This window comes from Pararhizobium sp. LjRoot235 (assembly GCF_964254145.1).
In the GTDB taxonomy this organism is placed as follows: Bacteria; Pseudomonadota; Alphaproteobacteria; order Rhizobiales; family Rhizobiaceae; genus Pararhizobium.
On sequence record NZ_CAXUSP020000003.1, the window covers coordinates 237343 to 262200 of the forward strand.

At 56.0% G+C, this 24858-nt stretch carries 18 protein-coding genes and 3 pseudogenes; 11 read left to right on the top strand and 10 right to left on the bottom strand.

Going from position 1 to position 24858, the window contains the following annotated elements; genetic code table 11:
• Window positions 1-417 precede the first annotated feature (417 nt).
• Together ACSQ2Z_RS27420 and ACSQ2Z_RS27425 are read right to left on the bottom strand one after the other, a co-directional pair.
• Window positions 418-1377, bottom strand: coding sequence for a MurR/RpiR family transcriptional regulator (locus tag ACSQ2Z_RS27420; RefSeq protein WP_436084375.1), 960 nt, complete (start codon window positions 1375-1377; stop codon window positions 418-420).
• 245 nt (window positions 1378-1622) lie between these two features.
• Window positions 1623-1913: pseudogene (locus ACSQ2Z_RS27425) on the bottom strand (IS3 family transposase); the annotation flags it as partial.
• Between ACSQ2Z_RS27425 and ACSQ2Z_RS27430 the strand changes: the two are divergent.
• A pseudogene (locus ACSQ2Z_RS27430) lies at window positions 1872-2156 on the top strand (UPF0149 family protein); the annotation flags it as partial. The pseudogenes ACSQ2Z_RS27425 and ACSQ2Z_RS27430 overlap by 42 nt on opposite strands.
• A 32-nt stretch (window positions 2157-2188) precedes the next feature.
• Here ACSQ2Z_RS27430 and ACSQ2Z_RS27435 read toward each other — a convergent pair.
• Genes ACSQ2Z_RS27435 through ACSQ2Z_RS27450 form a run of 4 tightly spaced genes read right to left on the bottom strand, consistent with a single transcriptional unit; the run spans window position 2189 to window position 6716 of the window.
• Window positions 2189-3058 (bottom strand): carbohydrate ABC transporter permease, encoded by an 870-nt coding sequence (locus tag ACSQ2Z_RS27435; RefSeq protein WP_436084376.1) that lies wholly within the window; start codon window positions 3056-3058, stop codon window positions 2189-2191.
• 49 nt (window positions 3059-3107) lie between these two features.
• Window positions 3108-4073: a carbohydrate ABC transporter permease gene (locus tag ACSQ2Z_RS27440; protein ID WP_436084377.1), complete on the bottom strand. Its 966-nt coding sequence runs from the start codon at window positions 4071-4073 to the stop codon at window positions 3108-3110.
• A complete protein-coding gene (locus ACSQ2Z_RS27445; RefSeq protein WP_436084378.1) occupies window positions 4070-5569 on the bottom strand; it encodes an ABC transporter substrate-binding protein in 1500 nt (499 codons plus the stop codon). The genes ACSQ2Z_RS27440 and ACSQ2Z_RS27445 overlap by 4 nt, the downstream gene beginning before the upstream one ends.
• 34 nt (window positions 5570-5603) lie before the next feature.
• Window positions 5604-6716 (bottom strand): ABC transporter ATP-binding protein, encoded by a 1113-nt coding sequence (locus ACSQ2Z_RS27450; protein ID WP_112859182.1) that lies wholly within the window; start codon window positions 6714-6716, stop codon window positions 5604-5606.
• Window positions 6717-7541: 825 nt separating this feature from the next.
• On the opposite strand from ACSQ2Z_RS27450, the gene gloA reads away from it, so the two are divergent.
• The 3 genes from gloA to ACSQ2Z_RS27465 all read left to right on the top strand — a co-directional run bounded on the left by gloA (window position 7542) and on the right by ACSQ2Z_RS27465 (window position 10669).
• Complete coding sequence (gene gloA / locus ACSQ2Z_RS27455; RefSeq protein ID WP_112859180.1) at window positions 7542-7952, top strand: lactoylglutathione lyase; 411 nt, start codon at window positions 7542-7544, stop codon at window positions 7950-7952.
• A gap of 117 nt (window positions 7953-8069) precedes the next feature.
• Window positions 8070-9023, top strand: coding sequence for a C-terminal binding protein (locus ACSQ2Z_RS27460; protein ID WP_436084379.1), 954 nt, complete (start codon window positions 8070-8072; stop codon window positions 9021-9023).
• Window positions 9024-9259: 236 nt separating this feature from the next.
• Window positions 9260-10669 carry an FAD-binding oxidoreductase gene (locus tag ACSQ2Z_RS27465; RefSeq protein WP_112859179.1) on the top strand — a complete coding sequence of 470 codons (1410 nt, stop codon included), beginning with the start codon at window positions 9260-9262 and terminating at the stop codon, window positions 10667-10669.
• Between the two features lie 417 nt (window positions 10670-11086).
• Here the strand turns inward: ACSQ2Z_RS27465 and gloB are convergent, their stop codons facing one another.
• The 4 genes and pseudogenes from gloB to ACSQ2Z_RS27485 form a co-directional block, all read right to left on the bottom strand.
• On the bottom strand, window positions 11087-11857 hold the full coding sequence (gloB, locus tag ACSQ2Z_RS27470; protein ID WP_436084380.1) for a hydroxyacylglutathione hydrolase: 771 nt from the start codon (window positions 11855-11857) through the stop codon (window positions 11087-11089).
• 22 nt (window positions 11858-11879) lie between these two features.
• A pseudogene (locus ACSQ2Z_RS27475) lies at window positions 11880-12264 on the bottom strand (transposase); the annotation flags it as partial.
• A gap of 141 nt (window positions 12265-12405) precedes the next feature.
• Window positions 12406-12840 carry a hypothetical protein gene (locus ACSQ2Z_RS27480; RefSeq protein WP_112859725.1) on the bottom strand — a complete coding sequence of 145 codons (435 nt, stop codon included), beginning with the start codon at window positions 12838-12840 and terminating at the stop codon, window positions 12406-12408.
• A 2-nt stretch (window positions 12841-12842) separates the two neighbouring features.
• The gene (locus ACSQ2Z_RS27485; protein WP_436084381.1) at window positions 12843-14501 is read right to left on the bottom strand and encodes a GMC family oxidoreductase; all 1659 of its coding nucleotides are present in this window, start codon (window positions 14499-14501) and stop codon (window positions 12843-12845) included.
• Window positions 14502-15219: 718 nt separating this feature from the next.
• Between ACSQ2Z_RS27485 and ACSQ2Z_RS27490 the strand changes: the two genes are divergently transcribed.
• From ACSQ2Z_RS27490 to ACSQ2Z_RS27520, 7 genes are all read left to right on the top strand, one after another.
• Window positions 15220-16659 carry an aspartate aminotransferase family protein gene (locus ACSQ2Z_RS27490; RefSeq protein WP_436084399.1) on the top strand — a complete coding sequence of 480 codons (1440 nt, stop codon included), beginning with the start codon at window positions 15220-15222 and terminating at the stop codon, window positions 16657-16659.
• A 56-nt stretch (window positions 16660-16715) separates the two neighbouring features.
• Window positions 16716-18806, top strand: a complete 2091-nt coding sequence (locus ACSQ2Z_RS27495; RefSeq protein ID WP_436084382.1) for a hydantoinase/oxoprolinase family protein — start codon at window positions 16716-16718, stop codon at window positions 18804-18806.
• A gap of 112 nt (window positions 18807-18918) precedes the next feature.
• Entirely contained in the window at window positions 18919-20658 is a 1740-nt protein-coding gene (locus ACSQ2Z_RS27500; RefSeq protein WP_436084383.1) for a hydantoinase B/oxoprolinase family protein, read from the top strand.
• Window positions 20659-20715: 57 nt separating this feature from the next.
• A complete protein-coding gene (locus tag ACSQ2Z_RS27505; protein WP_436084384.1) occupies window positions 20716-21135 on the top strand; it encodes a nuclear transport factor 2 family protein in 420 nt (139 codons plus the stop codon).
• A gap of 80 nt (window positions 21136-21215) precedes the next feature.
• Window positions 21216-22802, top strand: a complete 1587-nt coding sequence (locus ACSQ2Z_RS27510) for a GMC family oxidoreductase (RefSeq protein WP_436084385.1) — start codon at window positions 21216-21218, stop codon at window positions 22800-22802.
• Between the two features lie 141 nt (window positions 22803-22943).
• Entirely contained in the window at window positions 22944-23831 is an 888-nt protein-coding gene (locus tag ACSQ2Z_RS27515; protein WP_436084386.1) for a fumarylacetoacetate hydrolase family protein, read from the top strand.
• A gap of 191 nt (window positions 23832-24022) precedes the next feature.
• Window positions 24023-24858: MurR/RpiR family transcriptional regulator (locus ACSQ2Z_RS27520; RefSeq protein ID WP_436084387.1), on the top strand; the 836-nt coding region annotated here is incomplete at its 3' end.

The window sequence follows — 24858 nt, forward strand, 5'->3', positions numbered from 1 at the left end:
TTGGAATTTTCAGTGGCCAAACCGATCGTGTCCCGGCACGTGGTGTGGGTGGCGCAACATCATCTTGGCGACGGCGCGTAACGTTTTGTTCGAAGCCGCTCATATCGGCAAAAATACGGCAGTATCAACCGATAAACTGCCCGCGCACAGGTCTCAACTTCCTTCATACTCGGCTAAGTGACTTTCTGGCGAACATCGCTCTGGCACATTGCGATGCCGCCGGGAGGGGCATCCACTCCGTCAATTCTCAGTGAAAATGAACAAATGCAGCAGCACTTAAGTCGCCGCCCCGGCGACGAACCTCTTTTGGTATGAACGGTATCAGAGACTTATTGTCCGCGGTAGGATGATCGGCGAAAGCCATTGCTCCATTTTCCGGCAGTCCGTGAGGACCTGCGCTGCCAAGACCGTATTCGTTCATCCTTCTTCGAGTGGCGTTGCATCACCTGTCTTCGGGCGCCGTCGCGAGGTCTTGATGTCGCCGGACAAAAGATATTCGCCGGAGTCCACCAAGAAGTGCTCGTTGTCGCGAATTCTACGTTGTGCCGCCTCGCCAAGCCTGCTGATGGTCAAGGCGGCGAGAATGTTGGCGATCGCGATTGCTCCGAGCGTGGATTCGGGAAATGCCCGGCCGGACGACTGCGCCACGAAATGCAGCGGCCCCGCAAACTTGCTGATGGGCGCCGCGAAGCTGTCTGTGATCGCGATAATCTTCGCTCCTGAAAGCGACGCCTTTTCAGTCAATCGATGCACCAGGCGGTTGAATGGCGCAAAGGTGACCGCGACAAAGGCATCGCCGGGCCGGATATCGTCCAATGCGCCCTCCGGCGCACCGCCTGGAGTATCCAGCAGGACTATGTTCGGACGCGCTTTCTGCAGGGTGTAGGCGAGGGTATAGGCAGGCGTGAACGCCGTTCGCCGGCCGATGACATAGACTTTCGGGGCGCGGGCCAGCAGTTTGACGGCACTTTCAAGTCTGTCCTCTGACAGATGCGCTCTTGCCTGGGCAACGACGTCTTGCTCGGTCGCAAAGAAGGAATCGACGAAAGCCTTCAGTCCAGAGCTTTTGCCCATTTCGGTGATGAGCGTCTGGGCGCTCAACTCGTTGCGGTGTATGGACTGGCGATCCCGTTGACGGCCTTCCGGTGTCGTGTCGATGAACTGCTGCCGCAGATCGCCATAACCCGACAAACCCAACTTTTGAGCCAGCCTGACAAGGTTTACGGGCTGAACATTCGCGCGTCGCGCGATCTCCCGCATCGAGTAAAATGGAATCTCGTCGGGATTGTTGATGACGTAATGGGCCGCGTCTACCATCTGCCCGGAAAGTTCGACGCATACCTTCTTAACTTTTTCTATCAGGTCTGGTCTGGTCATACGACCCTCTGGAACATCGAGGACTTACGCGTATATGAGGCGGACGTGTTGTCGGCGATCGGCCGGGAGAAGTCACTAATGATAGCCATCTTTCGATCTCTGTCTGTAATCATTGGTTAGCAGGGCCCTCATCCTCGGCTGAGATGGTGTACGTAGCATTCGGCTCGTTGACAATAACGATAACGGCGTGTTTCGAGCGGTCAACGGCAGAATGGCTGGAGTTGCCTCATAAAATCCGGACAGGATCAGAGTTCTGTTTGACGGTTTAAGAACTCACGCGGCGACCGATAGCCCAATGCCTTGTGAAGCGTGCTCGAACCACAATGGCAGTTGGGCGATGAGTGTTTCGGCATCTGGTAATGGGATTGACCGAGACGTAGCCGCGCTTGAAGGTTTTGACGAAGGCTTCAGCCATTCCATTGGACTGCGGGTCTCGAACCGGCGTCGAACAAGGCTCTATCCCGATGTCCAGCAGCAGCGATTGTCAGTGTGTAGGTTATCCCACTGCCCTGATCATCGACCCACGCGAGTGGATCCCGCCGCGCTGAAGCCTTAAACGCGCCGATGCAAACAACCGAACACCAAGCCGTGCAAACTATCGTTGCGGAATATAACCGGATATCGGCGAGCCTTGCGGAACCACCCGGAAAACTGCGACTGCATCAGCCAGGTCGATTTGACAGTATGGATTGGCGCATCAGTTTCCTGATGGCACTGACTTCGCCGAAATGCAGTGGCGACCCGTCATTCGCGGTCATGCCGTCACCGGCGATATCATTCGCGTCGTCAGTTGAAAGTAGTGGGGGCGCGGCTATTTTACAGCGCCACCGAGAGAGAAGCCTGCTTTGAATTGGTGGGACATTCCCAGAAATAGAATGATTAGCGGGAACGAATAGACGATGGAATAGGCGGCTATGACACCATAATTGATCGAGTTTGAGCCCATGAATCCGAAAAGGTGCACGGGTGCCGGTTGATCAGCCAGGCTGTTGATAAGAACCACTGGCATCAGAAAGTTGCCCCATGCGTTGACGAAACCGAAAATCGCAGCAGAAGCGAGACCTGGTTTGGTCAGGGGCAGGATCACACGGAACAATATTTGAAGCGTACTGGCTTGCTCAAGTGCCGCTGCCTCCTCAAGCTCTGGCGGTACCGCATCTACGAAGTTCTTCAGCTGGTAAATTTGGAAGGGAATAGCGGTTACCCCGAGCAAGATCCCCGTGGGGATAATGGACAGCCACCCCAGTGTTGCAAACATTTTGTAGACGGGAACGATCAAAATCGAGATCGGTACGCCGGAGAGGAACAGTACGGTTAGCAAAAGGGGATTTTTGAACGGAATGTTGTGCTTCGAAAATACGTAAGCGGCGATGAACGCGGCCGCCGTACCAACCACGGTGGCGACTGTCGATATAAGAAGGCTATTTCCGAGCGCCGCAAGATTGTCCGCTTGGACAGCAACCCAGTAATGCTCGGCCGTCAAGTCCGGGGCCCTTAGTTGATTCGTCGCACCGTGATCGACTGAAGCGAGCACCATCCACAACATGGGCAATGCGAAGAACGCCGCCAGAACCAGTGCAGCGGAATTACTGACAACCCGATCGGCAGTAATCTTGTTCCGTTTGTTTGCCTTCAGCCCTGGTGGTGGGCTTGAAGTGCGCTCGACTGAGGTGGTCTGCATTACAGTTACCTTCTTCGTTGGAGTATCGACGGGCCTTTACTGGGTACGCCTAGCGACGAGACTTGGTTGCCCAAACGAATAGACCGCCGAGAACCGCCGACAGCAGCACCATGACATTGCCCAACAAAGCGGCATAGCCGAGGTTGTGGAACTTGAAGCCCTGTTGGTATGTATAAACGGGTAGAATATTCGTATCGTTGCCCGGTCCTCCACCTGTCATCAGATATATCAAGGTAAAATTGCCGAACGTCATCAACATCATCAGCAGAGCACACGTTACTATCGTTGGCTTCAGCATTGGCAGCGTTATCCGCCTCAACGACTGAACCGAGGAGGCGCCTTCCAACTGAGCGGCCTCCATTAGATCGCCGGGTATGTTGCGAAGGGCTGCCGAGAACATTGTCATTGCGAGGCCGGCCAATGACCAAGCATTTGCCGTCGAGACGACCAGCATGGCGTGCTGGTACAGAAGATCGAGGCGCTGATCGCCTGCCATGAGAGCGATAAGTCCAGATTGCGTACTCGTCGCCATCCAAAGAAAAGCTATTGTTGTTGGAGGCAGTGTCCAGGCCAGGATAGCGGCAGCGCTGGTGATCCATCTTATCGGCGCTACACAGTTCTGCAGCGCCAGAGCCAAGATAAGCCCAAGCAAGGTCGTTGCGATTGCACCCGATCCGACAACGAAAATGACCGTAAGCCACAGGGATTTATAAAAGATCGCGTCGTTTAGAAGAAACGCGACATTGCTCAATCCGGTAAATCTGTAGTTGATGGCGTGGATGCCAATCAATTGTAGATTGGTGAAGCCAAGATAGATTGCATATAGTACCGGCCCTAGAAACAGCGTACCAAGAAGCAACGCAGCCGGAGCAAGCAAAACAAAGCTGATTGGATTCACTCGAGGCTCATCCAGGCGCACGCGTGCGCGCGCCTGGTTACCCGTATTGCTTCCTACCTGGGGGCCGGTTGTGGCGACCGGCCCCTGGTTGGCGCTCATTGAGTGCTTCGAATTCAAGGCAAGGTCTCCAAGTTGTCCTCGCCCACCTGGGTTGCCATGTTCGATCGGAGGATCTCGACACCTTCGTCAATCGTAGTCTCTGGCTTCAGCACCATTGCCTGAGTAGCTTGCTGGAACGCATTGCCCCAGATCGGAAACTCGGCCTGCGAAGGCATGCTTCTCGAGGTTGAACCCAACTCGGCAAATGCTTCTTGGAAGGGCGGACGGCTGAGGGAAACATAATTTGGATCGGCCTTCAAGGAAGCCGTGGACGGGGCAACCGCTACCCAGGCTGCAATATTCAGCATATTTTGCTTTTGCTGCATGATGTCGATTGCAGACCAGGCGAGATCGGGATTCGACGGATCTTTGGACATGGACAGGACAACGCCGTTAAAGCTCGCCCCCGTTCCCGGTGTCTGGCCTTCAGACGTCGGCACCTTGGCGAAACCGATCGTCTCTTCCTTATCATCCCAGCAGGGGGCGCATATATCCTTGCCCCAGAAGACCGGGATCCAATTTCCTGCAAACGTAATACCGAATTTATGATCGTGCAGAGCCTGCGCGGGATGAGTTGCGCCGTTTGGATCCATGATCTGCGAGGTGGGCGCGAGAAGACCTTCCGCTGCCGCAGTCTTGTAGAAGTTGAGAACTTCCCTGATGCCCTTGCTGTCAACCACCCATTTCTTGGTAGCCGTGTCATAGATCGTCGGCGTGCTGGATGCGGACAGTAATAGGCCCGGTCCCGCCACCACGCCGAAGGTGCCCTGCGACGTGCCTGTTATGATGTAGAGCGGCGAAGCGTCGGGGGACGTCTTCTTGATCGCCCGCGCGGCGTCAAGGATTTCATTCCAGCTTTTCGGCTCCCAATCCTTCGGCATCCCGGCCTTTTCGGTCAGAGTACGGTCAAAAAGGATGCCGTAGGTATTGATCCCTTGGGCTGCTGAATAAACATGGCCATCGTATTTTCCTGACTCCTTTACGGCATCCGGAGTGTCCTGCCACCAAGGTGCGTTCGCGATCTTCTCGTCGAGCGGCGCGAGAAGTTCGCTGGCAGCGAATTGTCCGACGTTGATATCGAAATACTGGACCACATCCGGCTTGGTGTCCGGCGAGTTGTAAAGGAGGCTTAGTTTGGTGATGAAGTCGTCATAGGTGCCGGGGACGGGGATCAGTTCCATCGTGTCCCCGGGATGCTTCGCCTCAAATTGAGTCTTGACGTCGGCGAACCATTTTTGAGCGAGCTTGGGATCAGCGAAGGTCCAGTTCAGACTGAAGGCTACCTTCACATTTGCAGCCTGGGCGACGTCCACATATGCGGTTGAAAAAACCGTTGTGGCCATTAGGGTGGCGGCCAAAGAATAGTTGCGGAATGCCCGATTGACGGCTTTCGCGATTGTCAAGCGGTTTGAGCGAAGCCGCGATGAACTCCTGTCGTGATTGGCTTGGGCGCAATCGTCAGATTCATGATTCGGCGTCGCGTAGGAAGTGTATCCAACTCGGTATGTCAACATAAACTCTTTCTCCCAGTTTAGAATGCGTTTCCGGTTAGTTATAGTTGGTCAAAGTGACCTTCAGGCTCGCCCCAGTCCCTGCATCAAAAAAATGCAGGTCTGCTGGATCAAAGACCAAATCGACCGTGTCTCCGCGCCTTACAGGAGCAAAGCTTGGAAATTTGGAGTTCACTTCCGTTCCCTCGACATCAACCAGGACGAAGGTGTCAGATCCCGTCGTCTCAAGTGACGTCACAGTGCCCGTGATTTTTTCGGTGCATCTTGAAGGGGCATCCTTCACCCATTGGATCTCGTCTGGCCGAATGCCCAATTCGACCTTGTCCGAAAAACGATCCATGGCAAAGTGTCGCCCCTCCATGGAGAAGGTCGTGCCAAAGCAGCGAACCGTCACCGTACCGCCATCGAGACTAACCGTGGCCGGTAGGATATTCATTCGGGGGGAACCGATGAACATTCCGACAACTTTGTTGGCTGGTGCTTGATACAGTTCCGCCGGCGTTGCAACCTGAAGAATGCGGCCATGATCAAACACCGCAATCCTATGCCCCATTGTCATCGCTTCAACTTGGTCATGCGTGACATAAACCGCGGTGACACCCAACTGGCGCTGCAACTCGGCAATCTCGGTGCGCATGTGGGTTCGTAAGCTGGCATCCAGATTAGATAGAGGTTCATCGAGAAGGAAAATGCGCGGGCGACGGATCATCGAGCGCGCGAGAGCCACTCGCTGGCGCTGCCCGCCCGAAAGCTCGCTTGGAAAGCGGTTCAACAGCGCCTGAAGCCCGACAAGGTTCGCGACCCTGTCGATACCAGCGGAAATGTCAGATTTTTTTTCATGTCGGATTTCGGGGCCAAATGCTAGATTCTGACGAACCGTCATGTGCGGGTAGAGCGCATAGCTTTGGAAAACCATCGAGATGTTACGGCGCCCGGGCTGCGTTAGCGTGACATCTTCATTCCCGAGCAGGATTTTGCCGTATGTCGGGGTTTCCAGGCCCGCAAGCATTCGAAGGGTGGTCGTCTTTCCGCATCCGGAAGGCCCGACGAACACCATGAACTCACCATCTTTGATTTCAAGATTGAGGTCTTCGATGGCCGTGTGCGTACCAAATTGCTTCCAGACATTTGCAAAAGTGACGGAAGTCATAAGCTCTCCTTCAGAGGGCGTCTTGCTGGTGAAACTGAATGAGCCGACAGGCATTTGCCTTCGGAGCGCTTGCGGATACGTACCGTGCTAAATCGCTGTAAGGCGCAGAAACTTCTCTAGCCCTCGATCCCCTTCTTATTGACTGTAGTGAACATCATGATCCAGATACATGTCAATAGGATCATGTGATCCACGCTGCTTTTTTTTCATTCCATCTGCGCGCGGTCGCCTCCACGTCGGGAGGTGCCAGCGTGACGCGTGCAAGCGAGGACGCCACTTAGAGGAGGAGGCCATGGCATGCTCATCCACGGCTGGAGCGAGGCCAATCACGGCAACGACGTCGAAGGCTTCGCCCCTTCGTGATGCCGTTCCAAAAGAGACGGGACTTCGCGACGTGACCGGTCGCTTCCCACATGCCTTCGGCGACAACGGGAGAGAAAAATGATCTGGATCACATGATCCTATTGACAACTATTTGGATCATAGTGTTCACTGGCGTCAAGAACTGGGTGTGGAGCGAAGCGGAAATTGGGTTTCAGCGCAGGCGCGGTATCGTCAGCGGCTTGGCAATTCATGAGATGTGTATCCACTATTTCTGGGCGGACCTGGCATATGCAAAGAATGGTGAAGATTGGTGGACCCACTGCTGTCAGCGGCCTGTGGCCAGGTGCCATAGAGACAAGAACCGAGAGACCCGCCTGCCTACACTGAGATGCGCGCAAGGGCGTCGCCAAGGCGGGCGCTGGAAACAGGCTTTTTTGCCGGCAAGCCCAAGTAAGCCATCGGGCGCTAGCTACGAGACGGACAATCGAGAGGGAAAGACGGATGAGTGAGCCAAAATTTCGGGTAATGCATACAATGGTGCGGGTGAAAGACCTCGACAGGTCGATCGATTTCTACACGCGGCTCCTGGGAATGAAGTTGCTGCGCAAGTTGGACTACCCCGAAGGCAAATTCACGCTCGCCTTCGTGGGCTACGGTCCGGAAGAATCCAACGCGGTCATCGAGCTGACCCACAACTGGAATCAAGAAACCGACTATGATCTCGGCACCGGCTACGGGCACATCGCACTCGGCGTCAGGAATATCTACAACATCTGCGATGAGTTGGCGGCGAACGGAGCTCGGATTCCCCGACCCGCAGGACCCATGAAGCACGGTAAGACCGCGATTGCCTTTGTCGAGGATCCCGATGGGTACAAGATCGAGCTGATCGACCTCGACACAATGAGCTGAGGTTCGTCAAAAAGCCCTGCGACTTTCCGACGATCGTGATGCGAACCTTCGACATCGATTGCGACACGCAACCGATTGCGTCCACCGATTTCATGTCAAATGTGGAGAACTGATAAGATGACTATGGCAAACGAGGCGGGGATTATCCTGGTCGCGCCCCACCGCTTCCCGAACGTAAACAGGGAACGTGCATTAGCTGAACGCTTCGGCCGAGAGATCGTGGTTGCTGAGGATCAGGCGTCATTCCGCAGTCGCATGGCTGAGGCGGAGGTCGTAATGGTCACGCCCTACGCCAAGATGACGGCGGAGGAGTTCGGGATGTTGCGGCGCTGCAAGGCAGTCGTGCGCTATGGCGTCGGCTACGACAACATTGATGTGGCGGCGGCCAACAGAGTGGGCGTGCCCGTGACTATTGTTCCCGATACGGCTTCCGAGGAAGTCGCATCACATGCATTGGCGATGGGGCTAAACCTGGCTCGTCGCATTCCGCAGGGGCAAGCAGCCATCCGCGCGGGCGAGTGGGCGGGAGTGATTGGTCTGGATACGCCCAAACTATCGAACCTGCAGGTTGGCGTAGTTGGAATGGGTCGCATCGGACGACTGGTCGCGAAATGGTGGACCGCTATTGGCGCGAAGGTCCATGCTTTTGACCCGATGTCAACTTTTTCAGACGTCCCCGCGGCAACCCTGAAGCTGGTATTGGAGGAGTCGGATGTTGTCTCGCTTCATTTGCCTCTCACTGAGGAAACCCGCCACATCATCTCGGCCGAGGCACTTGAGCGCATGCGGCGCAATGCGGTGATTGTAAACGTTTCGCGCGGTGGGCTAATCGATGAGGAAGCGCTTGCCGCTGCTCTTCGCACAGGAAGCATAGCAGGCGCAGGGCTCGATACATTCGCGCAGGAACCCTTGCCCGCTGGCCATCCGCTCCGCGACGCACCTAATACGGTGTTCACGCCTCATGTTGCCTGGCGCTCCAACACTTCATTGGATGCATTGCAAGAACAAGCAGTCGAAAGGGCGCGTCGCGCATTGCAGGGAGAAGCCCTTCCGGATCTCGTAACCCGGTGATGTGCTCGCCGCTCATGAATAGTTGATCCGCAGTTTCACCTTGATCGAGAAGACTGCCTTGGCTCAAGCGCCAACGCTCTGCGGGCAATAGACCAAAAGTGAGGCCGCCACTGGTGGGTGGCGGCCTCACTGCGGGCAAACTGTTTGAAGGGTGCATGCTACGGCTTGCGATTGTCGCAGGCGTTAAGTGGAAAACAAGGCGCAAGGTCTGCCTTCGACAAACGGAACATTGAGCGATGCAATGTATCGACAGCGTGCTTTTGGATCTGCCTGAGGGGGTGGTGACGAAAGATCAGGATATCATATCTTCCTACGTCACAGATTTTCGTCGCCAGTACGTCGGAGCGACTGCCGCCCTGTTGCGTCCACGCAATACGGCTGAAGTTCAGGCGATTATCCATGCATGCGCAAAGCACAAGGTTGGTCTCGTTCCCCAGGGCGGCAACACGAGCTATTGCACGGCGGCAACGCCAAGCGCCGACGGGCAGGAACTGCTCATTAGCCTGGAGAGAATGAATGGGCTCCGCGAGCTTGACGCTGAAAATCTCTCCGTCACCGCAGACGCAGGCATGATACTCAGCGATTTGCAAAGGGCCGCTGCTGATGTGGGCCTGATGCTACCGCTCGCACTCGGCTCACAACAATCTTGTCGCATTGGCGGCAACCTCTCGACCAATGCCGGCGGAATCAATGTCGTCCGATACGGCATGACGCGCGATCTAGTGCTCGGACTTGAAGCCGTATTACCGGATGGCTCGCTGTTTAGCGAATTGAACCCGCTTAGGAAAAACAATTCAGGCTATGACGTGAAGCAGCTTTTCATTGGGGCGGAAGGAACGCTGGGCGTTGTCACCGGCGTTTCCCTTAAGCTGGTGAGGAGACCGCGCCAGACGATTACAGCGTTTCTGGCAGTACGCGACATCGTTTCGCTTGCTACCATCCTAGATGCCGCCCAAACACAAAGTGGAGAGGCTATTACGTCATTTGAATACGTTTCGGGCGTGTCTTTGAATCTGCTCCTCGGTGCAAAGGGCCACCTTCGGCATCCCCTTGAGCAGGAAAGCGAACACTATGTTATTCTGGAGGCGGCGACCGCCTCTCCGGTACTGAACCTCGAAGAATGCATGAGCGCGCTTCTTGCCGAGCTCTACGAATCCGCGTTGATCAGCGATGGCACTATAGCCGCAAGCGAGCAGCAACGGGCAGACCTGTGGCATTTGCGCGAAAACATACCCGAGGCCGAAGTGCACCATGGCGGATCGGTCAAGCATGATATTGCGGTGCGAACCTCCCGCCTCGCTGCCTTTATCGAATCGGCGTGTCAACTTGTTCGCACGTATCGGAGTGATGCCATTCTTTCGGTCTACGGCCATGTCGGCGATGGCAACGTCCACTTTAACATTGTCCCCCCTGACGGGACGGACAAGGCAATTTTCAAACGCAGTGTGGAGCAGGACATTTCTCCCGAAATCTACAGGCTGGCGTTCGAAATGGGGGGGACATTCAGCGCTGAATATGGGATAGGGCGCGTCAAGCTTGACTTGCTTCAGCGCTATGGCGCGAAAGGGAAAGTCGACTTGATGAAGCGGATAAAGACGGCGATCGATCCGCACGGGTTGCTTAACCCCGGCAAGGTCGTTCCTTGACGGTAGTGCGCTGGGAGAAACTTGAGGCTCGAAATCATGCCCCATCATTGTCTCTATTCACCCCTCAAAAGAACGGTGGCGGATATCATTGGCGAAAGGTCTGCGAAACTTTTCCGCCGGGCGTCCGCCATCTGCCACAAGGGCTTGCTCCTTCGGTCTGCCGCCGCTTCCCGCCCGTCAGCATGCTGAACGGAAACGGGAAACAGACCCATAGGTCGCGCAGTCATGCCTGCTGACATCGGTTTTCGACGATAAATAAGAGCAGACGTTGCGCGAGAGAAGCGGCATCAAGACCGCAGCCAGGATGAGCAGGATTGCCACCATCAAGACCTGACCGGCGCCGTTTTCACTTTCCAGCCGTCGCTCAACAGGGATACTATTTTCAGTTTCGCACGCCCGCTCTATTCTCGAAGGGCATCAGAAATTGTTCCTCCGCTTTCGAATTTCGGCGAACACATCTACGCTCGAAGCTTCTCGCATTCCTAGAAGCGCTCTGATGGCGGGATCGTCGACACGTAGGAAGGGATTGGTCTCCTTCTCCACTCCCAACGTGGTTGGTGCCGTCAAAATGCCGTTTGCCTGGAGCTCGCAAAGTTTCTCATAGCGTGCTCTTAGAGGTTTATTCTTGGGATCGATTGTGAGAGCAAAGCGAGCGTTAATTAGTGTGTATTCATGACCGAAATAGACAACGGTCTCATCTGGGAGCGCGGCAAGCTTCTGCAACGAAGCCCACATATCGGTGGCTGACTTTTCTATTAACCTTCCGCAACCAAGGGCAAAGAGTGTATCACCGCTGAACAAGACCTGGGCATTGGGAAGATAATAGCAGACATGGCCGGCTGTATGGCCGGGAGTCTCGACCACTTCGACTGTATTTGAGCCGAACTTAAAGGAACTGTCACCGGCAACCATCCGGTCTATGCCGGGAATTTTCGCGGCTTCTTTGGCGGGGCCGATAACCGAGAGGCCGTAACGCTCCTTGAGCGCAAGATTGGCCTCCACATGGTCAGCATGATGATGAGTCGAAAATATGTGGCTTACTTTCCAGCCGCGTCGCTCAGCCGCGGCGACCACCGCACTTTCTTCGGGTGCGTCTATGCTCGCCGTCAGGTGCGTTTGGGGATCATGCATGAGCACGCCGACATTGTCTTGTCGGCAAAGAAAACATTCAATCTGCATCGCTTTCATTTGGTGGTATATCCTCGCAGTCGCGTAAGCCGATCTGAGCTTTTATCCCGGCGATCCGTGCCAGGCGGGCAACTCGGTTGGGACAGCATGTCTCGCCGTGATCGAGCAGGTCGTCGTGAAGCTTGCGGTAGCCGTAAACCTTGCCACTTTCCTCCCAGGCTTTCCGAAGCAGATCAATTTTGTCGCGCTCCTCGGTCATTCGAGCCAGCTCCTTCTTAAGCCGCCTGATTTCCTCCGCCTGGTCGCTGCCTTGGCTGGACGCTGAGGCAAACTTCTTCTTCCATTTCGTAGAGGGAATGCTGACTCACACCCAGCCACTGCGAAACTTCGGCAACTGGATAGCCCCGTTCCGTGATCTGACGCACCGCGTCGCGCTTAAAGTCTTCGCTGAAATTCGATTTGCTCATGGTGGACTTCTTGCCTCAAATTTAGGAAAGAAGACGTCTACAAATCTCGGGGCTATTCACGGGGACCAAAAGTGCAATCAACCTCGACTTATTTCAGAGGTGTGAGGCCAATGCGGCGCTCACGATTTCTGCCGGATAGACCTAGACAGATTCCGACCCTGGCGGCACTTCCAGGTAAACCGCTCCCCTTGATTGCACCCGCTCGATCGTCTCCATGAGCTCGTCGTAATCCGGGGTATCATACAAGGCTTCCTGCCCTGGATAGCGCAATTTTTGGTTTACAGCCTCGTCCAAGAAATAGGCGCCCGCGATCAGGAAGGAAATCACATAGAAGCCATCGGTACCCAGAGCGCGGATTGCGTCCATGGGATCATTTGGACGGGTCTCAGGCAGGCGCGAAATTGCCTCAAAGAATGACGGCGCCATATCGTCACGCTCCTTTAAAGCACGGGGTAAGAGGCGTTCCAGCATGCCGGCTTCCGTGGCGGAGGGCATCCCGAATTTCGCGTCTGGCGGGATTAGAGTATCGGCGACCCATGCGATCCTGGTTTGAAAGTCATCGATGTTGTATGTCATGGCTAAAGTCCAACCCTTCGCGTTTCGGCAGCCCGGCTGACCGGCTGTGAGCGCCTGTTTTCAATGATGGATTCGGAGTTTCGCAGTGCCAGTGCGGTAACGGTACCAGTGGGATTAACTGCACCCGAGGTTGGCATTACGCTGCCGTCCATAATAAAGACGTTTGGCACGTCGTGCGAGCGGCCGAAAGAGTCGACGACTGAGGTGCGGTGATCGTTGCCCATACGCACTGTTCCGAGTATGTGCCAGCCGGTTTCTCGCATTAGCGGCGTTCCCGAGACTTCGTATGCGCCCGCTTCCTTCATGGACTCAGCAGCGCGCAACAGGTTAAAATCCATGAGATCCTTTGTGTTTTGCGACGCCCTGTACGTCACTTTCACGGCAGGCATACCTTGGGCATCGGTCACATCAGGATCGAGAGCCACCATGTTCTCCTCGCTCGGTAGATCCTCGGCCATGATCCCCCAATAGGCTGAACGACCGAACCGCTTCTGCACCGTTGCATGAAAATTCTCGCCCCAGACGTCACCGTTGTTGCCCCATGGCCAACTGCCAACCGCTGCCAGAGGACCGCCCATTCCCATGAGCTGCCATTTTGCTCCTCGGTAGAAATTCGTATCTTTGCGGGTCTCTGCAAATTCGAGGGAGTAGGCGCGCTGGCCGTAGGGTCCTTGCCAATTTTCGAAGAAGTCGTCGAACAGGCCGCTCACGGTTCCGTAAGGGTGCATCATTAACCGCTTGCCGACCAGGCCCGAGGAATTCGCCAATCCGTTGGGATGGTCATTCGAAGTTGAATTAAGGAGCAGGCGGGGTGTGCCGACACCGTTGGCCGAAACAATCACGATGCGCCCCGGCTGAAAATGCGTAGATCCTGTTTCGCAATCCACATAGGTTACGCCCGTCGCAAGACCATCAGAGCCAGTCTCAACGCGCAATACACGTGCATTTTGAACGAGTTTAACCCCGAGTTTAACACATGTGGGCCAGTGCGTTCGGTCGACTGAAGCCTTGGCGCCATCGAAGCAACCCCAGGCACACGCCCCGCGACGCACGCAAGGCAATAGCCCGTTGTGTTTCACTGTCGCTATTGAATTGCTTCCCGGCCACCAGTGCCATCCAAGCCGGTCATGTGCCTCGGCAAATTTCTTTTCCATCTTTCCTAAAGGAAAGGGTGGAAGCGGTATATCAAATCCCGGCGGGTACGCTGTATCACCTCCGACACCCGAAACGGCAAAATCGTTCTCAACACGCGCATAAAATGGTTCAAGGTCGGCATAACTCAAAGGCCAGTCGTCCGCGATGCCATCCACCGTGCGCACACGAAAATCACTCGGTTTCAACCGGTGCCAAGCAGCCGTATAGATGATCGAGCTCCCGCCCACGCCATTCCACATTAACGGCTCGATGTCTGAATCTGTGACGTTAATGGGATAATCGGACGGTGCCTTCCGCCTATTCGGATTTGAAGAAAAATGCTGGGCTTTCGTCAGTTCGAACTCTAGACCAGAGTGGCGAAGCTTTGTGTAGTCAGGGTAGCTGCCCTGTTCCAGACAGATGACAGACATTCCCGCTTCTGCAAGGCGTTTTGCTGCCACTGCCCCGGACGGCCCGGAGCCAACGATTACGACGTCATAAACAGTCGTTTGGCCTTCTTTGGTCATTTAACTGACTCCTTAATATTTGCAATGCCGGTGCGGCGGGATTCCATGCCAAGTGTCGTCTCTTCGCAGGTGCCGCGGAATAGTTCGATTTGGACACCACGCAAATCTACAGATCGCAGAGCGATGGCATCAACAAGTCCTCGGAATTCTCCTCGCCACCTTCTTTTGCGCCCTGGCGGCAGCTGCGCTTCAAATCTTGTTGCTTCTCGGACTACCGGGACCAGCGGTAACGGCGTTTTTCGCCTCCTTGTAGCTCCGGGCGATATTTGTCCGTCGAGAGCGAAGATCTCCACTTTTGTCGCCGCTCATAATAGGTTCATCTCCCTAGGCACGGAGGGACTCTCATTTCCACGGCCGATTCCAAGTCAACCGCAAATATCTCCACGCGAGCTTGATCCACAACAGTCAACATCATGATCCTGATGCGTGTCAAGTGGATCAAGTGATCCGAGTGAAATTTTGTATGTCCCCACCGGCTTGAGAACCTAGAGGATACCGCGCAGCAACGTCGGTTCAGATCGTGCGCTCGAACCAACTTGGCCACGCCACATCCGACAGCGAAAATCAGCGGTCAATCTTCGGCAGATTTGGGGTCATCTTACACAATGCTGCTCAGATATGCCCGGCCGCAATGGCTTAGGCGGCCAGCAACCACTTCGGCGACGCCAGTGTTTTGGATGCAGCCAGCGCTGCCGCATAGCAAAAAGCTTTGGATCACATGATCCTGTTGACATGGCGCTGGATCATGGTGTTTATTGCACTCACTCAAGACTGGATGGAGAACGAAATGAAACTCAGCTTAGGGCACAACAGCGGTGAAACAGATCCCGTTTTCGGCAAGCGCTCCGAAGCCGCGTTCTTGCGAGAGCGCAAAGTGGTTCCAGGGGGCTCCATGCGCGCGGCGTCGTGGTTTCAGCCGCATCCGCCCTATGCAGCGCGTGGTGAAGGTTGCTGGGTCATCGACATTGATGAACGGCGGCTTCTTGATTGCGCGAACAACTTCTTCTCGCTCATTCATGGCCATGCATTTGGCCCTGTTCTGGACGCGGTGCGCGACGCAATGACCAGAGGGACAGCGTTCGGTATGCCGACCGAGGGCGAAATCCTTCTGGCCGAAGCGCTGGCTGCCAGAAACCCACGTATGGAGCAGACCCGTTTCTGCAATTCGGGAACCGAGGCGGTGCTGGCCGCAATCAAAGGTGCGCGCGGCCTGACCGGCCGGCACCGAATTGCCAAGTTCGAGGGCTGCTATCACGGAGCCTATGATTGGGTGGAGGTGAGCCTTGATCCGACGCCCTCTAATTGGGACGACGAGAATGGCAATCCCGCATCTGTCCGCTGCAATGCGGGTACGCCGGACTCGGTATTGCAAGAGGTGGTGGTGCTTCCCTACGATGATCCACAGCGTTGCGCCGATATCCTGCGCCGTGAAGGAGCTTCGCTGGCGGCTGTTATCGTTGATCCGAATGCCTCGCGGGCCGGCACGGTGCCAATGTCAAGGGAAACGGCTGCGATCGTACAAGAGTCCTGCCGCCGCGACGGCATCATTCTCATTGCCGACGAAGTGATCAGCTTCCGTCTGTCCTATGAAGGGGCTTCCCCTCTTTTCGGTCTCGAGCCGGACCTGATCACGACAGCCAAGATCATTGGCGGCGGACTGCCGATTGGCGCTGTATCTGGGCGCGCGGATTGCATGTCGGTCTTCGACCACTCTGCCGGCAAGCCGAAAGTGTCTATGGGGGGTACGTTCAGTGCCAACCCTCTTAGCATGGCTGCGGGCTTGACCTCTCTGGAGCATTACTCGCGGCCGGTGGTAGACCGGCTCAACAAACTCGGCGACACGCTACGCGAGAAGGTTAGCAAAGGGCTGGTAGAAGCTGGAGTGGCCGCGACGGTGACCGGGATGGGATCGCTGTTCAGGCTTCATATCGGAGCGGGCAAAGTCACCGGTTATCGGAGCGCATTTCCGACTGCAGAGGCCGCAAAGCTTATCCGTCGGATTCAATTGGCTATGTTGGACGAAAACGTGCTCCTGACGCCCAATTGCTCGGGTTCGCTTTCCAGTCCGATGACCGAAGTCGAAGTTTTTTCGATAGCAGACAAACTGGTGCGCGTCGTCGAAAGGGAACTCGGCGCTCATCAAGGCTCGGCAGCTTGAGGCCGGAGAGTTCAGTTGAACCTCTGACAGAAGATAGAAGGATACGGTGAGCAACGATGAGTGAACAGCCGATGTTAATTGCACCCTACCGCGTCGGAGTTGATATCGGTGGTACCTTTACCGACCTGGTGATGGTTGACTCCAGAGGAGCCGTGCGCGCGTTCAAAGCTCCTTCAGTGCCTTCCGATCCAACGGAAGGCGTACTTTCGGCGATCCGACTGGCGGCCGATGCCTTGGCAATCGACGTCGAAGCCTTACTTTCCAATACTGAGTTGTTTGTTCATGGCTCGACTATTGCAACAAACACGCTGCTTGAAAAGAAGGGCGCAAAGGTTGGACTGCTAGTCACGGACGGGTTCCGGGACTCACTGGAGATCAGGCGCTCCATGCGTGAGTACGTGTGGGACCATCGAAAGCCGTTTCCGGAAGTCCTGGTTCCCCGCTATCTGCGCCTCCCTATCATCGAACGCCTGGAGCAGGATGGCACGGTGAGGATACCTTTCGATCCGGCTTCCGTCGCAGCTGCAGCGCGCGTCTTCGAGGAGGAGGGTGTTGAGGCCGTTGCGATCTGCTTCCTGCATTCCTACGCAAATCCGGCCCACGAAAGGGCGGCCAAGGCAGAGCTGAAGAAGCTTCTTCCCAATGTCTGGGTCACCGCTTCGTCGGAAATCGCCCCAACGATCGGTGAATATGAACGCACGTCGACGACCGTCGTCAACGCATATGTTGCGCGCCGTGTTGTCCCTTATCTTGAAAGCCTCTCAAAACGGCTCGCCTCGCTCGGCTTGCAGCGCAAGCTGTTGATGATCCAGTCGAACGGCGGAGCGATTTCCATCGATGAGATCGGTCACGCGCCCGCCAGTCTGGTTCTTTCGGGCCCGGCTGCCGGCGTCGGTTCCTTGAAGTTCTTCGGCCAGGACACCGGGTCCGAGCAACTGATGTCGATCGAGGTCGGTGGAACGAGCTGCGACGTTACACTGATGGAGCACGGCATGGTTTCAATGACCGACCAGATCGTGGTCGACGGTTACCATTTGAACATTCCGTCCGTCGACATTCACACTGTAGGGGCAGGCGGAGGTACAATCGCATCCGTTGACGGTGCCGGCCTCCTGAGGGCTGGGCCGGAGGGAGCGGGCTCAACGCCCGGACCAGCAAGTTACGGCCGAGGCGGCACACGCCCGACTGTCACCGACGCGCAGCTCGTGCTTGGCCGACTCAAGCCTGGACCTTACGCCGGCGGAGTGATCACCTTGAGCCTCGAAAAGGCGGTCGAGGCAATTGAGACGCATGTCGCCAAACCTCTTGGTCTCAGCGTTACGGATGCGGCGGCTGGCATCATTCAGCTCGTCGAACAAAATATTCTTCACGCGGTGGAGCAAGCCTCGCTTGAGAAAGGTTACAATCCGCGGGCGTTTACGCTAGTAGCCTGCGGTGGAGCGGGTCCCTTGCACGGCCCTTCGACCGCAAGGTTGCTTGGGTGCTCAAGCCTTTATATTCCGAGGCTTGCGGGCGTGTTCTGCGCATTTGGGATGTGCAATTCCGACCTTCGCCATGACTATGTGCGAAGCTGGCTCAAAGAGTTGGACAATGCGGAGACCTCGGGACCGGGTCAGCTCGAATCCGCTTTTATCGAGATGCAGGCGGAAGCGAGTGATGTGCTGGCGCGCGAGGGATTCACGGGGGATAAGGCGCTTCTAAAGCGTGCTTACGACCTTCGTTATTTCGGTCAGCAATGGACCATCCCCGTGGAATGCTCCTCGACGGAGGCCGCGACGATTCGGGCAGCGTTTGAACAGGTTTATCAACGGCTTTTCGGTTACGTGCAGCCCGCTGGTGCAATTGAAATAGTCAATCTGCGATTGGCGGCGATTGGCAAGTTGGATGCATTGGAAGTTGCCACGGCTTCCGCTACAGTTTCCGATCCAGTGGCGATTGCACGCCGGCCGGTGTGGATCAACAAGGAGATCGGCTTTGTTGAAACGCCCGTTTACGATGGTAGGGTTCTGACCCCCCGCCAGTGGTTGACTGGGCCTGCCATCATCGAGGAAGCCACGACCACACTCATTCTTGGTGCCGGCGACAAGCTCACGATGACTGATGCCGGCAACTATCACGTCGACATCCTGCAGGGCGAGGCAGCATGAACAAGCGAAGCATCCTTGGGCACCATTTGGAAACCGCCGCATCGTTGGCGCGACAGCAGTCAAATTCCCCGCAAGGCAGGTTGTTTATTGCAAGAATTGATGAGGTCAAACTATGAGCACTGTTTTGTCTCCCGAAAACGATCCGGTTCTTATTGCAATTCTGCAGCGACAGCTGGATCATATCAGTCTGCAGATGGGAACCATCATGACTCGGACGGCGCGCAGTCCGATCTTCAGCCAGAGTCATGATTTTTCATGCTTCTTGAGCAATGCGGATGGTGAGACGATCGCACAGGCGGATGGTCTGCCGATCCATTCCGGCAGTGGCGGATTTGCCGTGCGTGCGGTCCTTAGGGATTTCTCCGGACGCATCGAGCCGGAAGATGTCTTTATTCTGAGCGATCCCTATGCGGCCGGCGGCAATCACCTGCCAGACTGGACCCTTATTCGCCCGGTTTTCGTGGACGGCGAGCTGGTCGGCTTCTGCAGCAACCGTGCGCATCAGTCCGATATCGGTGGAGGCGCGGCCGGGACCTACAATGCCAAGGCTACCGAGATTTTCCACGAGGGAATTCGCCTGCCCGTTCTCAAGCTGATCGAAAAAGGCCAGCTACGCGACGACCTGTGGCGCATGCTGCTCCTGAACTCGCGCTGCCCGGACCTGCTGGAAGGCGATCTTGGTGCGATGATCGGCTCGACACGGATCGGCGGCCAGCGGTTGGCCGACGTCATTGCCCAACTGGGTGTCAAGAAGGGCCGCGCTTACCTCGATGCCCTTCTCGACTACGGCGAGCGGCGGATGCGCCAAGCCATCTCCGAACTTCCGAACGGCGTATGGCATGCCTCGGACTTCAGCGATACCGACTGCTTTGATCTTGTCGACATCGAAACGCGCATAAAGATGACTATCGACGATGACAAGATCACCTTTGATTTTACCGGTACGTCGCCGCAAATCAAAGGCTTCAAGAACAGCGGGATCGCCAACACGCATTCGGCCGTCTATTGCGCTCTTTCCGCTTTTCTGGATCCCGCAATTCCGCATAACGAAGGCACTTACCGTTGTGTCAAGATCATAGCGCCCGAAGGAACTGTCGTGAACGCCTTGGCGCCGGCGCCGATGACGATGAATACGGTATTTCCGGCGATCGACATCATGAATGCGTGCTGGGGGGCACTGGCCCAAGCCGACCCCGAACGCGCCTGCGCAGGTTGGGGCAAATCGGTATTCGGCATTTCGTCAGGCACGAAACCTGACGGGGGTGTCTTTGTTCTTTACCATTGGCACGGCAGCTCTGGTGGCGGCGCAGTGAAAGGGCGAGATGGCTTTGCCACTTCCAGTCACCAGATGACGCTCGGCGGCATGTTCATTCCGAACGTGGAAACCTATGAGCAATCCTATCCGATCCGCGTGCACCGCTACCAGATGCGCTGCGATACCGGGGGGGCGGGCCAGTACCGGGGTGGAACCGGCGTCGACTACGTGGTCGATGTTTTGGTTGGTGGCGAGCATCTGCTGCGAGGTGAAGGTGCCCGCAAAAAAAGCGGTGCCGGCGTCAATGGCGGACATTGGGGTGAGAAGGGATCGATCAAGGCTTTCGATCTCACAACCGGTGAAGAGCTTTACTGCCCGCCTTATGGCGTCGAAGAGGTCAAGCCATTTCACCTGGTGATTGAGGCTACGGCTGGCGGTGGCTGGGGGCATCCTCACCAGCGCGACCCCGCGTCCGTCCTGCGCGATGTTCGCGACGGTGTCGTATCTCGAGAAGCAGCACTTGCGACTTATGGGGTCGCGATCTCGGCCGATGGAAAATCCATTCTCTCGACCGAGGCAAGACAGAACGCGGCGTGAGTTTCACCTTACGGTTCAAAACGATGAAATTCCCGTATAACGATTGAGGGAGCTAACATGAGTAAGAAACGTGCGAAGGACATTCTTCGTGAATATCACGAAGCTTGGTCGAGCGGCGACGTTGAAAAGGGCTGCAGCTACTATGCAGACAATCTCGTCGTGCACATGGGGGGGACGCACCCCGTCCTTTCCGGCGATTTCCACGGCGCCAACGGCTTCGTCGAAGGCTGGGTAAACAAGGTCGCAGCCTACACCGACAAGTGGATCGTCGGCGGTGAGGCGGGACATGACGAGCTCATTGCAGAGTCGGATGAGGCGATCCTGATCATGGTCCATGAGATTTGGACGCGTGGTGACAAGCAGGTTCGTACTGACCGCCTCGCAGCTTATCGTTTCGAAAACGAGAAGATCGTGGAGTGCTGGTTCTGCGACATGCGTCAGGCCGAAGTTGATGCCTTCTTCGCTGGTGTACGATAAGCGCCGAAAAGCACTGATCAGCGCCCGCACGCAACAGTGTGGGGGCCGTTTGCGGTATATACTCAGATTAGGATAGTGTGATGCCCGATTTTATTGTGGTAGGTGGGGGATCCGCGGGATGCGCTATTGCGGGCCGGCTGAGCGAGGATCCGGATGTATCGGTGACGCTGTTTGAGGCCGGGCCCAGGGACAGCAGCATCTGGATCCGCTATCCGGTAACATTCTACAAATCCTTCAAAAGCTCTTTGCTTCACTGGTACAAGGTCGAGAAGCTCAAGCATCAATACGATACCGAGCCACAAGTCGGACAAGCGCGCGTTTTAGGCGGTGGCAGCTCGCTCAACGCCATGATCTATATGAGGGGCGCGCCATCGGACTACGACCGTTGGGTCGATCATGGAGCAGAAGGTTGGGGCTACAAGGATGTACTCCCTTACTTCCGCAAGGCAGAAAACAACGAAGTGTATTCGAACGACGTTCATGGCCAGGACGGGCCATTAAGCGTTTCGAACCAGCAGTATACGTTGCCGCTGACCAAAGCCTGGGTAAAGGCCTGCCAAGAGGCGGGAATACCCTACAATCCGGATTTCAATTCTGGTGAGCTGAAGGGAGCGGGGCTTTACCAGCTGACCACGAAGAATGGTCGTCGGTGCAGTTCGGCCGACGCTTATCTGCGCCCCGCCCGAAAGCGCCGGAACTTGACAATTGTAACCGACAAGCAGGTCACGAAAATCCTCGTAGAGGGTGGTCGCGCGGTGGGTGTGCAGTACGTGGAGAATGGCCGCGTTGAAACGATGCGGGCGGAACGCGAAGTGGTCATATCGTCTGGAGCGGTGGGATCTCCTCGTCTCCTTTTGCTTTCAGGAATAGGGCCTGCTGCCGAACTTCAGCGAGCCGGCGTTCAGGTGGTTCACGATCTTCCAGGCGTTGGGCAGAACCTGCAAGACCATACCGATTGCTTCCTGATTTATAACCTGAAGTCAAATACGAGCTACGACAAATATAAGAAGTTGCGGTGGCAGTTAACCGCGGCGGCTCAATACGCGCTTTTTGGAACCGGGCCGATTACATCGAATATCTGCGAGGGCGGAGCCTTCTGGTGGGGCGATCAAGCAGATCCCACACCGGATCTCCAATATCACTTCCTGGCCGGCGCCGGCATTGAGGAAGGTGTGGAAACGACGGCGAGCGGCAGCGGATGCACCCTGAACGTGTATGCCTGTCGGCCAAAATCGCGCGGCCGCATTGCTCTTCGCTCGTCGGATCCGAGTGTTCCGCCAATCGTGGACCCTAACTATCTCAGTCATCAGTATGACGTAGATCGGCTTGTCGATGGGATCCGGCTTGGACAGGAGATCATGGAGCAGCCTTCGATGAAGAAGTTCGTCAGCGAGTCACATTTGCCTGCCAAGCCATTGAAAACCCGCGCAGAGTTCGAGGCTTTCGTCAGGAAGCACACGCAGGGGGCATATCATCTGAGCGGTGCCTGCAAGATTGGAACGGACGAGATGGCCGTCGTCGATCCCCAGTTGCGCGTCCATGGCATCGACGGTCTTCGAGTCGCCGATACCTCCGTCATGCCGTTCGTCTCATCGAGCAATCTAAATGCTCCGGCGATCATGATCGGTGAGCGCGCTGCCGACTTTATGAAAGGGAACCGGATCTAAATACCAGCTATGTGCAGCCTCCATAGGTCGACCAGTTTTCAGCAATGGACGGAGAAGTTCAAAGCTGCGGTCCTCGCCCGGTGGTTGATATTGCTATTTTCACTCTTGAATCGAAAGCACCGACATGGTGCGGGAGGACCAATGAAACTCGTTACCTATGACTCAGATGGCTCTTGGCGAGCAGGTGTTGTGGTGGATTCGTCGATCTTCGACGTGGATACGCTCCTTAAAAGCGAATCCGGTGAGAACGCGAGACCGGTCTTATCGGTCCGTGAATTGCTGCGGGAACACGGAGGAGCGCTGTCAGAGCTGTCGGTGCGGCTTACCGCGGCAGCCCGGAAGAATCCGAAAGCCGAGGTGGGGCCGATTGACAAGGTGCGGCTTGGCCCGCCGGTTACGGATCCGTCCAAAATCCTTTGCGTCGGTCTCAACTATAACGATCATGTTGCGGAGACCGGGCGCGCGCTACCGTCGCACCCCGACATTTTCGCGAAATTCGCGAGCTCTCTCATCGGTCCTTTCGACGAGATATGCTGCTCCGACATCACACCGAACCTGGATTTTGAAGGCGAGCTCGCAATCGTAATCGGAAAGGAATGCCGCTCCGTCTCTGCAGAGGACGCGCTGGAGTTCGTAGCCGGCGTGACCGTCTTGAATGACATCACGGCACGTGATCTTCAGTATCGCGGAACGCAGTGGCTGGCAGGCAAGGCTGTGGATGGTTCGACGCCATGTGGTCCAGCACTTGTTACGCTGGATGAAGTCGGGGACATTCAGCACCTCGATATCCAGACCCGCGTCAACGGTTCGCAGGTCCAATCGTCCAATACACATCTCATGATTTTTCCGGTTCGCCATTTGGTAAGCTATGTTTCTTATTTCCTGGCTCTTTCTCCCGGCGATATCATTACGACTGGCACCCCTCAGGGCATTGGTGCAAAGCGGCAGCCGCCGATGTGGTTGAAGCCGGGCGATACCGTAGAGGTGGAGCTTGAGAATGTGGGCATCCTGCGCAACGTTGTTCGCTGACGAACATTTTGGTTGTGGCTACCTGGTGCTCAACCCATCTCAAACGGTCGCGTCCGCAGGATAGAATCTGAACAGTGTTCTTTCCCGATTTCGCGCGAAGTATGAGAATCTTTCGTTAGGTCGCCGGGCTATCCCCGGCGACCGGATAGCATTCAAAGCCGCAACCAACAGTCGATCTTCCAGAGAGAGCAATGGATAAGCTAGATCTGATCGAGCGAATTAAGGTGATATGCGTCGAACTGTCGGGACAGACCGTGAATGCGGCGCACTATATCATCAACAATGCGGATGAAATTCCGTTTTACTCGATGCGGGAGATCGCGCGACGCGCGAATGTTCAGCCCGTAAGCCTTGTCAGGCTGGCTCAAAAGTTGGGTTTGTCGGGTTATGGCGATCTGCGGCAGCAGTTCATCGACACGACACCGGAAGGCCGTCAACGGGATCGCCAGTCCATACACCGAAACGAGTTGAGCGCGCAGACGCTCATCACCGAAATGGGCAAAAGCTCCGGACTGAAGGCTTTCGTCGATTCCTTCTTTGCGACCGAGCGGGCCGTCGTTGCCCAGGCAAGAGCGCATCTGTCGGAGGATGGGCTCGAAAGTGCCGTCGAACTGCTGGCCCGCGCCCCGAAAGTCTATGTCATCGGCCGGCGAACGGCGTTCACGCCTGCCTATACCCTCGCCTACACCCTGCAGAAAGCGCGTCCGAACATAGTCCTGCTGGATACTCCAGGCGGTGCGCCGGAGGGCGCATTGGACGATATCCGGCCCGGCGATGCCTTTGTCGCGGTCACCTTTGCGCCATTCAACCGCCTGGTGCATCGATTGACTGAAAAGGCGTCGCTTTCAGGAGCGAAGATTATCGCGATCACTGACAGCTTCGCGGCGCCCATCAGCAAGTTTGCGGGGCCGCTGCATTTCGTGGCGCAGTCGTCCGGCCGGGCATTTCCCGAATCCACGCTCGGAGCAATCGCGATCGCCAACATTCTCGCCGCCTTGACCATCAGCAGGCTTGGCGAGGCGGCACA